Here is a 16,889-nt window from a genome sequence, read left to right on the forward strand (position 1 = left end):
ATGGACTGGGTCAACGCCATCCTTCAGGGAACTTTGCTCGGCGGCCTCTACGCGCTGTTCGCCGCTGGTCTCAGCCTCATTTTCGGTGTCATGCGCCTCGTAAACATCGCCCATGGCGACCTTATAGTGCTGGCCGCCTATCTGGCGCTGACCGTGATTATGGCGCTCGGCATCCATCCGTTGATGTCCCTTCTGGCCGTCGTGCCGGTGATGGCGGTTGTGGGGTATGTCTTGCAGCGGAGCATCCTGAACCGGACGCTCGGCGACGACATCCTGCCGCCGCTGCTGGTGTCTTTCGGGCTCTCGGTCATCATACAGAACGCGCTTCTGGAGACTTACACGGCCGACCCGCAGAGGCTCAGTGCCGGGCCAATTGAGGTGGCGAGCCTCAATCTTGGCGGGCTGGCGGTGGGCTACCTGCCGTTCCTGATGTTCGTCACCGCCGTCGCCATCATCGGGGGCCTTCAAATCGTCTTCTACCGTACCGGGCTCGGCCGCGCGTTCCGCGCCGTCTCCGACAATCAGGACATCGCCCAGCTCATGGGCATCAATCGCCGCCATGTCTTCGCTCTCGCCATGGCACTGTCCCTGGCGGTCACCGCGGTGGCAGGCATATTTCTCGGCATCCGGACGTCCTTCGACCCGGCGACCGGACCGGCTCGCCTGATCTTCGGCTTCGAAGCGGTGATCATCGGTGGGATGGGTAGTCTCTGGGGCACGCTCGCGGGTGGCGTGATCCTTGGAGTGAGCCAGGCGATCGGCGCCCAAGTCAACCCGGGATGGCAGATCCTCGCCGGCCATGTCGCTTTCCTGGTCATTCTGGCAGTCCGCCCGCGCGGCCTGTTCCCGAGGATGGACGGATGAGCGCACGCGACAACTACCGTGTCTTCCGAGCCACGCGTGCCAGCCGCGTCGCGGCGGTTCTGGGGCTCGCCGTGCTCGTTCTGCTGTTCGCGGCTCCGTGGTGGGCCGGCCGGGCCGAACTCAGGCTCTTGGGCGAAATCTTCCTCTATCTTTCGCTAGCCATGCTCTGGAACCTGCTTGCGGGCTACGCCGGCTTCGTCTCGGTGGGCCAGCAGGCCTATGTCGGCCTCGGCGGCTATTTGCTCTTCGCGCTGACGATCTTCCTCGGTCTTCATCCCGTCGCCGCCATCGCGGCCGCCGGACTGGCCGGCGCGCTTGTGGCGATGCCGGTGGCCCTTCTCATTTTCAGGCTTCGAGGCGCGTATTTTGCCATCGGAACCTGGGTTATTGCCGAAGTCTTCCGCTTGGGCTTTGCACAGCTCGGCGCGCTGGGCGGCGGCTCTGGTATCTCGCTGCCGGTGGACGCAGCGAGGTCGCTCGCCGAAGGACGGGACGCGCGTGAAGCTGTGAGCTACTGGCTGACGCTGGGCGTTGCAACCGCTGTCATCACGATCGCCTGTCTCTTCCTGCGCTCACGACGCGGGCTCGCGCTGACCGCCATTCGCGACAATGAACTGGCCGCGGGCTCTCTGGGCATTGACATCTGGCGCACGAAGTTCCTCGTCTATGTCATCGTGGGCGGCCTTACCACGCTCGTGGGCGCGCTGATCTTTCTGCAGAAGTTGCGCATCTCGCCCGAGGCGGCCTTCAGCGTCAATGACTGGACCGCCTTCGTCATTTTCATCGTCGTGATCGGCGGCATCGGCTCACTCGAGGGGCCTTTCGTCGGCACTATCGTCTACTTCCTCCTGCGCGAGATGCTGGCCGATCTCGGCGCTGCCTACCTCATCGTGCTGGGCGCGGTCGCCATTGCGGTCATGCTCGTCGCGCCCAAAGGGCTCTGGGGGCTTGTGCGCGACAGCACTGGGTTACGGCTCTTCCCGCTAGGCTATCGGACGGAACCCAAGGAAAAGAAAGGAGCCTGACCATGGCAAGGCAGACGAAGACCATCATTACCTGCGCGGTCACGGGGGCCATCCATACCCCCACGATGTCAGACGCGCTGCCATACACCTATGACGACATCGCCACCCAAGCGATCGAGGCGTCGGAAGCGGGAGCCTCGATCCTCCATCTGCACGCGCGCAACAATCAGGACGGCAGGCCGTCCGTAGATCCGGACGATTTCGCGCCCTTCCTGCAGCGCATCAAGCAGGCGACGAATGCGGTCGTGAATATTTCCACCGGTGGTTCGCTCACACTCTCCATCCAAGACCGGATCAAGCCAGCCAAGACCTTCTCGCCCGAGATGTGTTCGCTCAACATGGGGAGCTTGAATTTCTCCTTTCATCCGCTGGCTGGGCGTTATGAGGAATGGAAATTCGACTGGGAGAAGGATTATGTCGCCCGCTCGGAAGGAAACATCTTTCGCAACACGTTTCACGACATTCGCGAGGCGGCGGAAACTCTCGCTCCCCACGACATCAAGTTCGAGCATGAATGCTACGATGTCGGCCATCTATACAATCTGAAGTTCTGTATGGATATCGGTCTGTTCAGGCCGCCGATCTTCCTACAGTTCGTTCTCGGTATTCTGGGTGGCATCGGCGCCGACATTGACAATCTCATTTTCATGAAGCGAACCGCCGATAGGCTTTTCGGCGAGGACTACCGCTGGTCCGTTCTGGGGGCAGGAGGTGCGCAGATGCCTCTGGCGGCGGCGGCAGCGCAGATGGGCGGCAATGTGCGTGTAGGGCTGGAGGACTCGCTTTACATCAGCCGCGGGAAGCTTGCGGAATCGAACGCCCAACAGGTCGCCAAGGTCCGCCGCATCGTGGAGGAGCTTGGTTCCGAGGTGGCCACGCCAGACGAGGCGCGGGAGATCCTCGAACTCAAGGGTGGCGACAATGTTGGATTTTGAGGCCGCCTTATACGCGCCGAACAACCGCCGCGCTCGGCGTCACCTTCTCTGGGGACGTGGTCGATGAAGAAACGAAAGACCGTACTGGTCCGCCACGAGCGCTTCGACTGGTCAGAATGGTACGTGCGAAAACTTTCGCCGCTCTTTCCGGATTTCGAGTTCCGCCCCACCAGATCCGAAGCCGAGGCGATGGCCGAAGCGCACGAGGTGAATGTTTTCGTGGGAATTGGTCCAACGACCACGCCGCGGTTTGTAGCGGCGATGCCGAATCTCGAATGGGTGCAAACCCTTACGACCGGCGTCGACAATCTGCTGGTGATGAAGGAGATGCCTGCGCATGTCGCGATCACCAGGGTCGCGGGCGTGCATGGACCGCAAATGGCAGAGCTTGCCATCCTCCTCATGTTGAGCCTGCTTCGGGATTTGCCGCGCTTCCTGGAGAAGCAGCAGAAGAGGCAATGGGATCGAAGGCCCCAACCTTTGTTGTCCGGCAGGACGGTCTGCATTCTCGGCCTGGGCCTGATCGCGGATTCCTTGGCACTCTACTGCAAGACCATGGGCATGACGGTCGTCGGTGTTTCGGATGGCCGCAAGGAAGCACCGCATGTCGATCGCATCTACCGGCGGGCCGACCTCAAACAGGCGGCGGCCGAGGCGGACTTTCTCGTCGTCCTCGTCCCGCTGTCCGCGGAGACCCGACATATCATAAATGCCGACGTTCTCTTGGCTATGAAGCCGTCTGCCTACCTGATCAACATCGCCCGTGGCGGTTGCGTGGATGAAAATGCACTGCTCGACGCGCTGAACAAAGGTCAGATTGCCGGCGCGGGGATCGATGTGTTCGAGGCGACGCCCCTGCCGGCGGAAAGCCCGCTCTGGCATGCACCGAATGCGATCGTGACGCCGCATGTCGGGGGCTATGCGGATGTCTATCACGAGCAGTGCTTTCCGATTGTTGTCGAAAACTTCAGGGTCTACGCACAAGGCGGCCCCGACGCGCTCAAGAACGCCATGAGGCGACAGGGAGATTAGGGTGCAAACAAACTCGCCGATTTCTATTGCCGAGATGGAGCGACGTTGGGCTGCTGCCCGCGCCGTGCTCGAAGACAATGGCGTGGACGCGCTCGTGATGCAGGCGCGTGAGGACTGGATGGGCGGCTACGTGCGCTGGTTTACCGATATTCCGGCGAACAACGGATATCCCCGCACTGTCGTGTTCTTTCACGATCGACCGATGACCGTGATCGAGATGGGAGCCTTCGGAATGGATCGTCGCGTTTCAACAGATGACGGTGTCCACCGTGGTGTGGAACGGATTCTCGGCACGCCTTCCTTCCATTCGGTCGGCTATACAGTCGAGTATGATGCAAGGCTACTTGTCCAGGTACTCAGCGAGGCAGGCTGCCGGCGGATTGGACTGCTGACACCTGGCGCGCTGCCGCACTCGCTGGTGCAGGCGCTGGGAGCACTGGACAACGGGTTCGACGTCGTCGACCTGACGGATCCGATCGACGTGATGAAGGCCGTCAAGAGCGCCGAGGAGATCGAGCTCATCCGAAAGACCGCTTTGATACAGGATCAGGTCTTCAGCGAAGTCTGCGATTTCATTCGGCCCGGCATTACCGACCGAGAGGTGGCGGCTCATGCCGAATCGAAGGGACGCAGGCTTGGCAGCGACCAGGGAATTTTTCTCGGCATATCAGCGCCGCTGGGCAAACCGTCGCGCTTCCTGAACCGACCGTTCCAAACGCGCACTCTTCAAGCGGGCGACCACCTGTCGCTTCTGATCGAGATCAACGGGCCTGGCGGGCTCTATCTGGAGATTGCTCGAACCATTGTCCTCGGCGAGCCGAATGTCCGGCTGCTTCAGGCTTTCGAGAACGTTCGTCTTGCTCAACAGCATACACTGTCACTGATGCGGGCCGGCGCGGCCCCGGCGGAGATAGCGGCCGCCCACGACGATTGGATGATGGCTCGTAATCTGCCGCCCGAAGCCCGGCTCTACGCGCATGGACAGGGCTGCGAGATGGTGGAAAGGCCGCTGATTCGCAGGGATGAAACCATGAAGCTGGCCGAGAACATGTGTCTGGCGGTGCATCCTGGCTATGACGACGGCGAGGTATTCGCCGTCATCTGCGACAACTACCTGATCCAACGAGACGGGGTCGGGCCCTGCCTGCACAAGACGGAGAAGAAGATATTCAGCATCTAAGTGAACGGGTCGCGTTAACCAGGTGAGGAGCCATTGACAATGCGCCTGCAGGGCCCGGCCCGATGAGACTGAAGGGCACACAACGCAAATCAAAGGGAGAGTCTGTCATGAAGCATGACGTCGTCGTGATGGGTGCAGGGCATAATGGGCTCGTTGCAGCCGCCTACCTGGCCAAGGCCGGCAAGAAGGTTCTGGTGCTTGAGCGCCAGGGTTGGCCGGGCGGCGGCGTGGTCACCCGCGAAATCAATACGCCGGGATACAAGCACGATATCCACTCGACCGCCCATGTCATGATCCAGGCTAATCCCCTGCTGACCGAGGATGAACTGGGGCTGCTGTCGAAATACGGGCTGAAATATTCCGTCTCGGACACGCCCCACGTCTCGATCTTCCCGGGCCAAGAGGCGCTCATCACCTACAAGGACGTCGACAAGACCTGCGCTCAGATCGCCAAATTCAACCAGCGGGACGCGGAGGCCTATCGCCGGTTCGCCATGCAGTCGATCGGCATGCTGCCCATGTTCGTCTCCGGCCTGTATGCGCCACCGTTGCCGTTCGGCCCGTTCATGGCGACGCTCGATTCCTCGGAAGAAGGCCGCGAAGTCATCAGCATGATGGGCCGGTCCTCGCTCGATGTCGTCAACGGCCTGTTCGAGGATGACCGCGTCAAACTGCACCTGCTCAAGCTCACCGCCGAACATCTCCAGCTTCCCGACGATCTCGGCACCGGCATGGCGGTCTTTCTCATGCCCGGCGTCATGCACACTTACGGCGTCGGCGTGCCGATCGGCGGCTCGGGCAAGCTTGCCGAGGCGCTGGTGAAATGCATCGAGGCCAATGGCGGAGAGGTCCGCTGCAACGCCGAGATCGCCAAGATCAAGGTCTCGGGGGGCAAGGCGTCAGGCGTCGTGCTCAGCGATGGCGAAGAGATTGATGCGCGCGACGCAGTCATAGGCTCCATGCATCCGCATATGCTCGGCAGGTTTGTCGACGGGATTGCCGAACCGGTTCTGCGGCGAGCGATGATGGTGACGCCGTCGAGCTTCAGCCTGTTCTGCAGCTGGTACGACCTGAAGAAACGGGCGACGTTCCACGCCGGTGACGAGATCGGCAAGTGCCCGTTCGTGGAGATGCTGACGTCCGATCGGCTGTCCGACTTCCTCGACGATTTCGCCGAGTTGCGTCGCGGGCGTTTGCCTGCCCGCCCCCTCCTGACCGGCGTTGACCAGACCCATTCCGATCCCTCGCGCGCGCCGGAGGGCGCCGGCACGTTCTATTCGACCGTCATGACGCCATACGATGTCGGGGGAAAGGGTGCGGCATATTGGGATGAGATCAAGGAGGTGGAGGCTGACAGGCACCTCCAGTTCTATCGCAAGTTCGTCTCCAATCTGACCGACGACAATATCATCATGCGCTCGAGCGCTTCACCGCTCGATGTGGAGCGTTCGTCGCCCAACTCGTTCGTGAAGGGCGACATTGGCGGCTGTGCGCCGTTCCACTACCAGACCGGCAGCCACAGGCCGAATGCGGATTTGGGGCAATACACGGTGCCGGGAATCGACGGGCTCTACCTCGCCGGACCGTTCTTGCATCCGGGTGGCGGCGTGTTCGGCGGCGGCCGCGCAACCGCCATCAAGATGTTCGGCGACATGGGCATCGACTTCGAAAAGGTCGCCGGTCGATGATGCCCGAGAATCAACCGCGTCCGGACGAGTGCATGCGATGAAGATTTTCGACTCCACCAAAAAGGAGCTGATGAATGTCAGCTCCATCGAAACGGATGGAAACTTGCTGGTCATCAAGGGCAAGATCTTCGGCACCATGCCGATGACCGCAAAGCTGTCACCTGAAGAAGCCCGCAATGGCTTGAGGTTATTGTCTCCGAAGCTCGTCTGGTTCATCGTGACGTTCCTCTTCCGCAGTTCCCGCAAGCGCACCAGCGCACCGTAGAAACTCCACCCGGAGGAAGCATGATGTCGGCGATAACTCGGAAGATTGCACTCGAGGAGCATTTCATGATGCCCGAGTTCATCGAATACTTCCAAAAGGTAGCAGCAAATATCGACCCCGGACTGTACGACAAGGCTGTGGATGTACTGCAGGATTTCGGCGAACGTCGGCTCGCGGCGATGGACGCGATCGGCATCGAAAGGGCGGTACTGTCGCTTTCTGGCCCTGGCGTCCAAGCCGAATTCGATACCGCAAAGGCGGTACGCCTGGCGAGAAGGGCGAACGATTTCCTTGCGGAGCGTCTTGCCGAGTCTCCGTCGCGCTACGATGGCTTTGCTCATTTGGCTCTTCAGGAGCCCGGCGCGGCTGCCGACGAACTGGAGCGCGCGGTCCGTGAGCTTGGTCTTCGTGGCGCCATGATCAATGGTCAGACCAATGGGGCCTATCTCGATGATGACCGGTTCTCGGTTTTGTGGGAACGGGCCAGCGATCTCGATGTGCCCATCTATATCCATCCGTACAATCCGCCGGATGTCCCCTATATGTATCGCAATCACCCGGAGCTATGGGGGCCGCTTTGGTCCTGGACTGTGGAAACCGGCAATCACGCGCTGCGCATCCTCTTTGCAGGCGTCTTCGACCGCTATCCCAACGCCAAGCTGATACTTGGCCATATGGGCGAGGCGCTGCCGTTTCAGCTCTGGCGCTTCGACAGCCGCTGGCCGATCTCCAATTCAGGGCCGGCGGCACTCAAATTGAAGCCATCCGAATATTTCAAGCGTAACTTCTGGTGCACCACGGCCGGTGTCTGTTCCGACGCATCATTGCGATGCGCGATCGATGCCCTGGGCGCGGACCGCGTGATGTTTTCGGTGGATTATCCCTTCGAGCGCCCCGCGGTAGCGGGCGAATGGATCGACGCAGCACCCTTGACGGATGAAGAGCGTGCAAAGGTCTGCAGCGAAAACGCCAAGTCACTGTTGAAGCTGTGACGAAGCCTTGCCTGCTTGATCAGTTCAGCATCCGACAATGGCATCTGTCATCTGTTGCGAATGGCCCAGCGCCGTCGAGAGTTCCCGGCGCACCAGTATCGCCGCCTCGCGTCTGAACTGGGCCAGATGATCGTCTGCCGTCTGCCCCCAATAGCCGCGCAGACCGGACGTCACTGACGAACCGGACAACGACAGCTTGGCAACGGCGCTGTCTTCGATCTCGATGCTGCCGAGACCCCCTACGCAAGCACTACCGGATGCGCAGCCATCTGGAACGGCTGGGCATGGGCCAGGCGCTTTATGTTTCAATGAGTTCGAAGTCGAAGTCGATTTCCATTTCCGGATATGGAGGAAGCGGAGCTGCCGAGACCCTCCTTGCCAGGTCCTGATTGACACCCATGACCCTCATGACGGCTTCTGCCATCAGTCGTTCCGTGCTTGCCGGACGGTATCCCTCAACAATGTCGGTTATACTTCCCGCCAACAGCCAGATCACGAAACTCCACGCCGTCTCGAGGTCGCCGTCGGTAATTTCGTAGGCGCCGGCTTCGATCGCCACCTTCATGTCGCGGATTCCGAAGGCCTTGAAGCCAGCGCGCATTCGTTGAACCATGAGGTCAGTTCGCTTCAGCCACCACCGCCACATCGGGTTTGTCATCATTTCCCGGGCGACGAGGCGAACCGAGTTGGCGATAATGAAGACGGGGTCGGTCACACCGGCCGAGCGGTTGGCGAGGTCGTTGCGCCGGCCAAGCGTATGTATCACGCAATCGAGCACGCGGGTGGCGATCTCATCCTTCGATGAAAAGTAGTTGTAGAATGTTCCGAACCCGACATCGGCCGTGTTCGTGATCTCGTCGATTGTGGTTTCGTCGATGCCCTTGGTCGACATGAGTTGACAAGCCGCCCTCAGAAGCTTCGTGCGTGTCAAGGCACGCCGCCTCTGGACGCGCCCCTTTGCGGCTTTCGTTGTCGTTTGGTTCAAAACAGATTCCTTCCTGATCGCCCCACAACCTAATCACGATTGGCACGAAATCCAGAAACGATTCTTCATCATTTATGAAGGAACATCAGCCCGATTGTTGTCGAAGTTCTGCCGGATAAAGCTGTCCAGAACGGCTCTTGGAGGAACGAGACGATAGACAAGCGATTCGAGCCGGTTCGAGAAATCTCCATCCCCGTTTGCATGGCGGCGTGCGAAGCCGCCTCAGACTGACGTGAGGGTGCCATATGCGCCTTATGATCAACGGCCGAGCGGCTCTGCCGGATCATGTCCGTCCACGCGCTTCTGAGAAAGATCGCCGACCCTGTTGACGAGGAGATCGACGAAGCCGAGCGCGGCAACATATGCCGCCGCAGTGCCCCATCCGCGATCCGCGCCGCGGCCAGGATCGCGGCGGCGTTCAAGCAGGCGAGGTTATGACGTTGCCTCGCATTGGCAAGACAACCAGGCGCGTCTCCCTGGTCGGTGATTCCGCCCGATCCTGATCGCATTCGTCGATTGTGCGCCTCCTGCATAGGCGGCGCCGCATCCAGGTAGCGCTCCTTGGATGTCAGATCGGCATTCTCGGGCGGCCGATCGGACTTGGCGAGGTGTCGAAAGTCCGCCCGCCATTTGATCAGGAGTCTTGACGACCAAACGTATGTATGAAACATCTGCCAGAGAAGAGTTGTCACGATGTTATTCAGGCGATTCCCTGGGAGATCACCAGGGAGGGGTAGGCTTGTCGCGTCACAGCGACGCGCTCGATTACGGCAGATTCGCCGGCATCAACCTCAGCGGCGAGGGTCACAAAGCCACCTCAGACTGAAGGGAGGGGAGCCACATGAACCTTACGATCAACGGCCAAGCAATCGAGATCGATGCGGACCCGGACATGCCGCTGCTCTGGGCTTTGCGTGACATTGTTGGCATCCTCGGCCCGAAATTCGGCTGCGGCATCGCGGCTTGCGGCGCCTGCACCGTGCTGGTCGGTGGGACCCCGGTGCGCTCCTGTTCGCTGCCGGTCGGCCTGGTCGAGGGAGCGGTCACCACGATCGAGGGCTTGGTGAAGGGGGGCGTACTCTCGCCGGTCCAGCAAGCGTGGCTTGACGAGCAGGTGCCGCAATGCGGCTATTGTCAGTCCGGCCAGATCATGAGCGCCCACGCGCTCCTGGAAGAAATCGCCGACCCTACTAATGAGGAGATCGACGACGCCATGGGCGGCAATATGTGCCGCTGTGGCACCTATCCGCGCATTCGCGCCGCGATCAAGAAGGCGGCGGCGCTCAAGTTGGCGGGTAAATGACCATGTCACGCCTTCGCAAGATTACCCGACGCGTCTTCCTGATAGGTGCAGCGACGGTCGCGGGCGGCGTTGCCGTCGGCTATTGGTACGTCACCAGGCCCTATGCCAACCCGCTGGAGGAGGGCCTTGCGGAAGACGAGGCCACCTTCAATCCCTACGTCAAGATCGGTTCCGACAACACGATAACCGTAATCGCGCCACGCGCCGAAATGGGGCAAGGCATCTCGACCACCCTGGCCGCCTTCGTCGCCGAGGAATTGGACGTCCCTCTGGAGTTGCTGACGGTCGAGCACGGACCGGCGTCGTCGGCATACTACAACGAAATAATGATGGAGGAATCGGCCCCGTTCCCCTGGTGGGATGACGGGGTTCTCGCCTCCCTTGCACGTGGTGCGTTCGGGACGGTGGCCACGGTGCTCGGCATCCAGGCCACCGGCGGGTCAACATCGACCCGTGACGGGTTCGACCGCATGCGCCAGGCCGGCGCGGCCGCACGTCATATGCTCGTCGAAGCCGCGGCGAAACGACTTGGCGTAAGCGCTTCCGAACTGAGGACGAAGAACGCGACTGTCGTTCACGACGCTTCCGGCCGCTCTCTTACCTATGGCGAAGTCGCGCTCGATGCCGCCAAGGTCAAGCCGCCCTCCACGCTGCGGCTGAAGGACAGGGCCGACTGGAAGCTTCTCGGCAAGCCGCAGAAGCGTGTCGACATGTTGGCCAAGGTCACCGGAGCGCCCATCTTCGGGGTAGACGTGCTATTGCCAGACATGCTGTTCGGCACGGTTAAGATGAACCCCGTCTATTGGCAGAAGCCGCGTTCTGCCGACCTTTCGAAAGCCGAGGCGGTCAAGGGCGTGGTGAAGATCGTTCCGCTTGAGACGACCTATGGCCATGGCTTCGGAGTTATCGCAGAGAATACCTGGGCGGCGTTCCGTGCGGCCGAGCTTATCGAGGCCGATTGGGGCACGCCGGACTATCCGGCAGATACGGCAGCAGTCGACAAGGTGCTCAGCGATGCAATCGCCAGCGGAGCCGCGACGGCGATGCGCGACGACGGCAATGTGAATGCGGCTTTCGCCGACGCGCCGCAGGATCGCGTGATCGAGGCGGATTATTCGGTTCCCTTTCTTGCGCATACATGCATGGAGCCGCAATGCGCGACCGCTCTCTTCAAGGACGGCAGGCTGGAGATCTGGGCACCGGCCCAGTTGCCGACGCTCGTGGAATATCTGTCGGGGGCTGCCATCGGGGTCGAGATGAAGGATGTTACCACCCACACGACCTCCATGGGTGGCAGCTTTGGCAGGCGAGAGGTGGATGCGACGATCTATGCCGCGATCATGGCCAAGGCCGTCGAAGGCAGGCCGGTCAAGGCAATCTGGACCCGCGAGGAGGATGTCCGCCACGACACTTTCCGTCCCGCAGCCAGAGGCCGGTTGCGCGCACGTCTTGGCGAGGACGGCCTGCCAACGGCGCTCGACATCCGGGTTGCGGTGCCTTCGATCTTCGCCAACATGATGCGTCGCACCTTTCCATCCATATCGCCCCTCGGTGCTGACGTCACGGTCACACAGGCGCTGCGCGATCAGCCCTACGCGATCCCGAACTATCGCGTCTCGGGCATCGAGACGGATCTCGGTGTGCCGGTGGGCTTCTGGCGGTCCGTTGGCGCCTCCTTCAACTGCTTCTTCCACGAATGCTTTCTTGACGAGATCGCGCAGCAGGGTGGATTCGACCCGATTGAGCTGCGCCGCCGGCTGATGAAGGACTTTCCCGCGGCGCTTGCGGTCGTCGACAAGGTAGCGGAGATGGCGAGATGGGGTGAGAAGCTGCCCCAAGGCACCGCCAAGGGCTTCGCCTTCTCGTTGTGCTTCGGCTCGTGGGTCGGTGAGGTCGTTCAGGTGAAGGACACGCCGGCTGGCATCCGCATCGAGAAGGTCTGGATCGCCGCCGATGTCGGCACCGCAATCGATCCGGGCATTATTGAGGCACAACTGACATCGGGCGCGGTCTACGGACTGTCCGCCGCTATGGGGCAGGAGATCACACTCTCGGGCGGTCAGGTGGAGCAGTCCAACTTCCACGACTTCGATGCCATGCGCATCAACCAGTGCCCGGACTTCGAGGTCGCGATCCTCGAGAACCACCACAAGATGGGCGGCGTCGGCGAATCCGGCACGCCGTGCGCCATTGCCGCGCTCGCAAACGCCGTCTCGGCGCTCAAAGGTGAGCGGATTCGCGCGCTGCCGATTTCGAAGGATCTGGCTTTCGCGTGATCCGGACATTTGTCCGGTGTGGCCCTGATGGCCCGTCGGGCTTGTAACTCACTGACTGCCCAAATCCGATGCTCGATGTGGAGATCGGCCTTTAGAGCGAGAATATCGATTGACACATGCCATAAACTGATTAAACATCATGTTTGATTATAAATCATATCTTTTGTGATCTCGAGCCGCAGTTTGAGGAATCTGGTCGGCATGGCCGATGTGCCCGTGGAGGGAGGGAGCGATGAAGACCGAGCGATCCAGCCGGCTTGCGAAAGGGCCGACCCGGCGTAGCTTTCTGGAGTTCGCGGGGGCGGGTGCCGGCGCGGCGGCACTCTCGGTGTTTCCGGCGCCAGCGATTCGCGCTGCTGAAAACACCGTCAAGATAGGATTCATCAGCCCGCAAACTGGCCCACTGGCGGCATTCGGCGCCGCCGACGATTTCGTCCTCCAAGGCGTTCGCAAGGCGATTGCCGGCGGATTGGAGATCGGAGGCACGACCTATTCGGTCGAAATCCTGGCCCGGGATTCCCAGTCCAATCCGAACCGGGTCGCAGAGGTGGCATCGGAACTGATTCTAAGAGACGAGGTGAACATCATGGTCGCCTCCTCCACCGCGGACACGGTCAATCCGGCGGCGGATCAGTGCGAAATCAATGAAATTCCGTGCGTGACGACGGATACGCCGTGGGACGCCTATTACTTCGCGCGCGGCGGCAAGCCGGATCGGGGATTTGACTGGACCTATCATTTTTTCTGGGGCCTGCAGGATCTCCTGCAGGTGTTTACAGACATGTGGTCGACCGCCGATACCAACAAATCGGTCGGCGCGCTGTTCGCCAATGATGTCGAAGGCAATACTCTCGCCGACGAGAATCTCGGCTTCCCCAAACCCATTCGGAACAAGGGCTACAAGATCACGATCCCGGGGCTGATGTCTCCAGGAGCGGAGGATCTGACATCCTTCATTTCACGCTTCAAAAGCGCCGATTGCCAGATATTGACGGGTGCGGTGACGCCCCCAGATTTCGCGGCTTTCTGGGCGCAGGCGGCGCAACAGAGGCTCAGACAGAATCTGCAGTTCGCGACCGTTGCCAAGGCTATGCTGTTTCCCGCTGCGGTCGAAGCGCTGGGCGAGGGCGGGCTCGATATCACCACCGAGGTTTGGTGGTCGCCGTCCCATCCGTTCAAGTCCGGTCTCACCGGACAGTCGGCGGCGGGTTTTGCCAAGCAGTATACCGCTGAAACCGGCAGGCAATGGACGCAGCCACTGGGTTTCAAGCATGCGGTGCTGGAGGTTGCGGTCGATTGTTTGAAACGCAGTGGCGATCCCGCGGATAGGGAAGCGGTGCGTCAAGCAATTATCGAAACCAACTACGAATCCTTGGTCGGGCCGGTGTCTTGGAACTTCGGCGACCACCGGAATCCGGTGAAGAATGTCTGCACGACGCCCCTCGTCGGCGGGCAGTGGAAAAAGGGGCAGGATTTCCCGTTCGATCTGCAAGTCGTCAATAATGTGCGCGCTTTGGAAATTCCGATCACCGGCACGCTTACGTTGCTGAACAGATGAACAAAGGCGAGCCATCGGGTTGTCGCCCACGACGACCTATCTGTGTGGCGCGGAGACATGAATGAACTCAAATGTGGAACCAGCCAAAGGCGCGGTCTGTTCAAAGGCCCGCCTGTTCGATGAGGAATACCTTTTAGATCCGTATCCGCTTTATCAGGAGTTCAGGGACGCTGGGCCGGTCATCTGGCTGGAGGCGTACGGGTTGTACATGCTTCCCCGTTACGTCGAAACGCGACGGGCGCTCGAGGACTGGGAAAGCTTCTCGTCGGCCGGCGGCGTCACGATGAACGACATCATGAACGAGAAGCTGAGCGGCGGACTCTTGTGCTCGGATCCGCCGAGGCACGACTCCCTCCGCAAGGTGATCGAGCGGCCCGTCCTGCCACGTGCTCTTAGCCAGCTGCGTGAGCGCGTTGCTTCGGAAGCAAAGGGGTTGATCGAACGGCTATGTCGACAAAAAAAGTTCGATGCGGCGACGGAGCTGGCGCACCATCTGCCGATCACGATCGTGTCCGATCTGGTCGGCCTTCCCGAAGAAGGTCGCGAACGGATGCTGGTCTGGGCGCCTGCCAACTTCGATTGCTTCGGCCCCATCAACGCCCGAACCAATGCGGCTTTCCCGGTTGTTGGGGAGATGGTCGAGTATGCATTTTCCCAATGCGTTCCGGGCAAGCTGAAACCGGACGGCTGGGCGCAGATGATCTGGGAGGCAGCGCATCGCGGCGAAGTCAGTCTCGAGGACGCTCCCTTCATGATGAACGACTATATGGGACCTTCCCTTGATACGACCATCTTCGCGACGACCTGGCTCATCTGGCTGTTCGCGAACAATCCCGAGCAGTGGAGGAAGCTGCGCGAAAACCCGGCCATGATCCCGGCCGCTATCAACGAGGCAGTGCGCATTGAAAGCCCGATCCAGAACTTCTCGCGCCATGTCGCCAGAGACGTCGAAATAGGGGGTGTGATCCTGCCGAAGGGTTCTCGTGTGATCGTCTCTTACGGCTCCGCCAACCGGGATGAGCGCAAGTGGGGAAATCCTACGGAATTCGACATCATGCGAGAAGACAGCAACGAGCATCTCGGCTTCGGCCATGGTGAACACAATTGCGTCGGCAAAAACCTCGCAAGGTTGGAGATGCGCGCATTGCTGACAGAACTCATCCCGCGGGTCGAACGCTTTGAGCTGCATGAAGCCAAACCGGCGATCAACAACGTGCTGCATGGTCTTAAGACCTGCCGCGTCACGGTGCACTGAACGACAACCAGGGAGAAGCTATGCCCCGGGTAACCTACCGACTGCCTGATGGCAGAGACTGCGAGGTCGAACTATCGAATGGACAGAGCCTGATGGAAGGCGCCATCCGTAACGGTATCGGAGCCATTCTGGGCGAATGCGGGGGATCCGCAATGTGCGCCACCTGCCATGTCTATATCGAGGGCGGGCCGGTGGGGGCTTTGCCATCGATGTGTGACGACGAGGATGCGATGCTTGAAGAGGCGGCTGCGGAGCGTCTCGGTAACTCACGCCTGTCCTGCCAAATCCGCATGAATGCGGCTTTGGACGGGATTGTCGTCCGCGTGCCCGAAGAGATGTAGGCGCCATGCCGGACCGAACGGGTATTGTTGTCGTCGGGGCAGGGCAGGCAGCCGTTCAGTTGGCAATATCCCTGCGCCACAAAGGCGTGAATCGCCCCATTACACTGTTTGGTGACGAGGTTCATCCGCCCTATCGCCGCCCGCCATTGTCCAAGAGCTTCCTCAAGGGCGATACGCCGCTGGAAAGTCTCTATTTCAGGCAGAAGGAGTGGTTTCAGCAGAATGATATTCACCTCCGCGTGGAATCCCGGGTGGAAGCCATCGACCGGGAGCGCAAAACAGTCCGCCTCGCAAATGAGGAAGTGCGTTACGGAGACCTGATTCTGGCAACCGGAACTCGGCCGCGTATCCTGCCTGATCTTCATCCGTCACTGCCCAATGTTCTCTATCTCCGCGGTATTGATGACGTTCAGAAGGCGATGACACTGCTGCCGGACTGCAGCAGCGTCGCCGTGATCGGCGGCGGTTTCATTGGACTGGAATTTGCTTCGGTGATGCGCGGGCTAGACCGGGACGTCACCGTCGTTGAATCGGCGCCGCGCCTGCTTTCGCGGGCGGTCTCGCCGATGATGTCGGACTGGTTCCTGTCGCTTCACCAGCGTCATGGCGTCGATGTCCGCCTTTCGGCGCGGTTAAAGGAGGTGGTGAAGGGGGGTGACGGCCGGGTGCTCGCGATCCGGCTCGAGGACGGAAGCCCGATTTCCGCTGACCTCATCGTAGTCGGTATTGGCGTGGTCCCCAATGATGATCTCGCCGCTGACGCCGGCACCGATACCGACAACGGGGTTCGGGTGGACGCGAGGCTGCGCACCAGTGATCCCAATATCTATGCAATCGGCGACTGCTGCAGCTTTCCGCTGCGGGACGGGCGCCACGTGCGGTTGGAATCGGTGCAGAATGCGGTCGATCAGGCGAAACATCTGGCTGCCTGCCTCGCTGGCCAGCCAACGCCATATGCAGCCGTGCCGTGGTTTTGGACCGATCAATTCGATACCAAACTGCAAATTGCCGGTTTGCTCAGATCATATGACGAAGCGCGCATTGTCGGCGACCAGGGTGCTCCAAGCTATTCCATTGAATATTTGCGGGACAAGCGTCTCGTTGCTGTCGATTCCCTCAACGACGCACGGACCCACATTGCTGCGAGAAAGCTGCTTGCCATGGAAATGGGGGCGGCTGCGGCCTGACAA

General features: G+C 60.6%; 16 protein-coding genes. 14 read left to right on the forward strand and 2 right to left on the reverse strand.

Going from position 1 to position 16,889, the window contains the following annotated elements; genetic code table 11:
- From GPJ75_RS12740 to GPJ75_RS12775, 8 genes are all read left to right on the forward strand, one after another.
- On the forward strand, positions 1–864 hold the full coding sequence (locus tag GPJ75_RS12740) for a branched-chain amino acid ABC transporter permease (protein WP_163268644.1): 864 nt from the start codon (positions 1–3) through the stop codon (positions 862–864).
- Positions 861–1,889, forward strand: coding sequence for a branched-chain amino acid ABC transporter permease (locus GPJ75_RS12745; RefSeq protein ID WP_163268646.1), 1,029 nt, complete (start codon positions 861–863; stop codon positions 1,887–1,889). The genes GPJ75_RS12740 and GPJ75_RS12745 overlap by 4 nt, the downstream gene beginning before the upstream one ends.
- Positions 1,890–1,891: 2 nt before the next feature.
- Positions 1,892–2,824 (forward strand): 3,5-dioxohexanoate:acetyl-CoA acetone transferase, encoded by a 933-nt coding sequence (gene kce / locus GPJ75_RS12750; RefSeq protein ID WP_163268648.1) that lies wholly within the window; start codon positions 1,892–1,894, stop codon positions 2,822–2,824.
- 63 nt (positions 2,825–2,887) lie between these two features.
- Positions 2,888–3,856, forward strand: coding sequence for a D-2-hydroxyacid dehydrogenase (locus tag GPJ75_RS12755; RefSeq protein WP_163268650.1), 969 nt, complete (start codon positions 2,888–2,890; stop codon positions 3,854–3,856).
- Position 3,857: 1 nt separating this feature from the next.
- Positions 3,858–5,036: a M24 family metallopeptidase gene (locus GPJ75_RS12760; RefSeq protein ID WP_163268653.1), complete on the forward strand. Its 1,179-nt coding sequence runs from the start codon at positions 3,858–3,860 to the stop codon at positions 5,034–5,036.
- Between the two features lie 107 nt (positions 5,037–5,143).
- Positions 5,144–6,724: a phytoene desaturase family protein gene (locus GPJ75_RS12765; protein ID WP_163268655.1), complete on the forward strand. Its 1,581-nt coding sequence runs from the start codon at positions 5,144–5,146 to the stop codon at positions 6,722–6,724.
- A 37-nt stretch (positions 6,725–6,761) separates the two neighbouring features.
- The gene (locus GPJ75_RS12770) at positions 6,762–6,989 is read left to right on the forward strand and encodes a hypothetical protein (RefSeq protein WP_163268657.1); all 228 of its coding nucleotides are present in this window, start codon (positions 6,762–6,764) and stop codon (positions 6,987–6,989) included.
- Positions 6,990–7,054: 65 nt separating this feature from the next.
- On the forward strand, positions 7,055–7,981 hold the full coding sequence (locus GPJ75_RS12775) for an amidohydrolase family protein (RefSeq protein WP_205602524.1): 927 nt from the start codon (positions 7,055–7,057) through the stop codon (positions 7,979–7,981).
- A 298-nt stretch (positions 7,982–8,279) separates the two neighbouring features.
- Here the strand turns inward: GPJ75_RS12775 and GPJ75_RS12780 are convergent, their stop codons facing one another.
- Positions 8,280–8,966, reverse strand: coding sequence for a TetR/AcrR family transcriptional regulator (locus GPJ75_RS12780; protein WP_343036194.1), 687 nt, complete (start codon positions 8,964–8,966; stop codon positions 8,280–8,282).
- A 68-nt stretch (positions 8,967–9,034) separates the two neighbouring features.
- On the reverse strand, positions 9,035–9,658 hold the full coding sequence (locus tag GPJ75_RS12785) for a hypothetical protein (RefSeq protein ID WP_163268661.1): 624 nt from the start codon (positions 9,656–9,658) through the stop codon (positions 9,035–9,037).
- Positions 9,659–9,807: 149 nt separating this feature from the next.
- On the opposite strand from GPJ75_RS12785, the gene GPJ75_RS12790 reads away from it, so the two are divergent.
- The 6 genes from GPJ75_RS12790 (at position 9,808) to GPJ75_RS12815 (ending at position 16,886) form a co-directional block, all read left to right on the forward strand.
- Complete coding sequence (locus GPJ75_RS12790; RefSeq protein WP_163268663.1) at positions 9,808–10,269, forward strand: (2Fe-2S)-binding protein; 462 nt, start codon at positions 9,808–9,810, stop codon at positions 10,267–10,269.
- On the forward strand, positions 10,266–12,545 hold the full coding sequence (locus GPJ75_RS12795) for a xanthine dehydrogenase family protein molybdopterin-binding subunit (protein ID WP_246249035.1): 2,280 nt from the start codon (positions 10,266–10,268) through the stop codon (positions 12,543–12,545). Before GPJ75_RS12790 ends, GPJ75_RS12795 begins: the two co-directional genes overlap by 4 nt.
- Positions 12,546–12,777: 232 nt before the next feature.
- On the forward strand, positions 12,778–14,103 hold the full coding sequence (locus tag GPJ75_RS12800) for an ABC transporter substrate-binding protein (RefSeq protein WP_163268665.1): 1,326 nt from the start codon (positions 12,778–12,780) through the stop codon (positions 14,101–14,103).
- Positions 14,104–14,164: 61 nt separating this feature from the next.
- Positions 14,165–15,358: a cytochrome P450 gene (locus tag GPJ75_RS12805; protein ID WP_163268667.1), complete on the forward strand. Its 1,194-nt coding sequence runs from the start codon at positions 14,165–14,167 to the stop codon at positions 15,356–15,358.
- Between the two features lie 20 nt (positions 15,359–15,378).
- Entirely contained in the window at positions 15,379–15,699 is a 321-nt protein-coding gene (locus GPJ75_RS12810; protein ID WP_163268669.1) for a 2Fe-2S iron-sulfur cluster-binding protein, read from the forward strand.
- Between the two features lie 5 nt (positions 15,700–15,704).
- A complete protein-coding gene (locus GPJ75_RS12815; protein WP_163268671.1) occupies positions 15,705–16,886 on the forward strand; it encodes an NAD(P)/FAD-dependent oxidoreductase in 1,182 nt (393 codons plus the stop codon).
- Positions 16,887–16,889: the final 3 nt, after the last annotated feature.

The organism is Chelativorans alearensis (genome assembly GCF_010993735.1).
Lineage (GTDB): Bacteria > Pseudomonadota > Alphaproteobacteria > Rhizobiales > Rhizobiaceae > Chelativorans > Chelativorans alearense.

Coding starts and splice junctions, on each gene's coding strand:
- GPJ75_RS12740 (WP_163268644.1), top strand. CDS start 1: ATGGACTGGGTCAACGCCATCCTTCAGGGAACTTTGCTCGGCGGCCTC.
- GPJ75_RS12745 (WP_163268646.1), top strand. CDS start 861: ATGAGCGCACGCGACAACTACCGTGTCTTCCGAGCCACGCGTGCCAGC.
- kce (WP_163268648.1), top strand. CDS start 1,892: ATGGCAAGGCAGACGAAGACCATCATTACCTGCGCGGTCACGGGGGCC.
- GPJ75_RS12755 (WP_163268650.1), top strand. CDS start 2,888: ATGAAGAAACGAAAGACCGTACTGGTCCGCCACGAGCGCTTCGACTGG.
- GPJ75_RS12765 (WP_163268655.1), top strand. CDS start 5,144: ATGAAGCATGACGTCGTCGTGATGGGTGCAGGGCATAATGGGCTCGTT.
- GPJ75_RS12770 (WP_163268657.1), top strand. CDS start 6,762: ATGAAGATTTTCGACTCCACCAAAAAGGAGCTGATGAATGTCAGCTCC.
- GPJ75_RS12775 (WP_205602524.1), top strand. CDS start 7,055: ATGATGCCCGAGTTCATCGAATACTTCCAAAAGGTAGCAGCAAATATC.
- GPJ75_RS12790 (WP_163268663.1), top strand. CDS start 9,808: ATGAACCTTACGATCAACGGCCAAGCAATCGAGATCGATGCGGACCCG.
- GPJ75_RS12795 (WP_246249035.1), top strand. CDS start 10,266: ATGACCATGTCACGCCTTCGCAAGATTACCCGACGCGTCTTCCTGATA.
- GPJ75_RS12800 (WP_163268665.1), top strand. CDS start 12,778: ATGAAGACCGAGCGATCCAGCCGGCTTGCGAAAGGGCCGACCCGGCGT.
- GPJ75_RS12805 (WP_163268667.1), top strand. CDS start 14,165: ATGAACTCAAATGTGGAACCAGCCAAAGGCGCGGTCTGTTCAAAGGCC.
- GPJ75_RS12810 (WP_163268669.1), top strand. CDS start 15,379: ATGCCCCGGGTAACCTACCGACTGCCTGATGGCAGAGACTGCGAGGTC.
- GPJ75_RS12815 (WP_163268671.1), top strand. CDS start 15,705: ATGCCGGACCGAACGGGTATTGTTGTCGTCGGGGCAGGGCAGGCAGCC.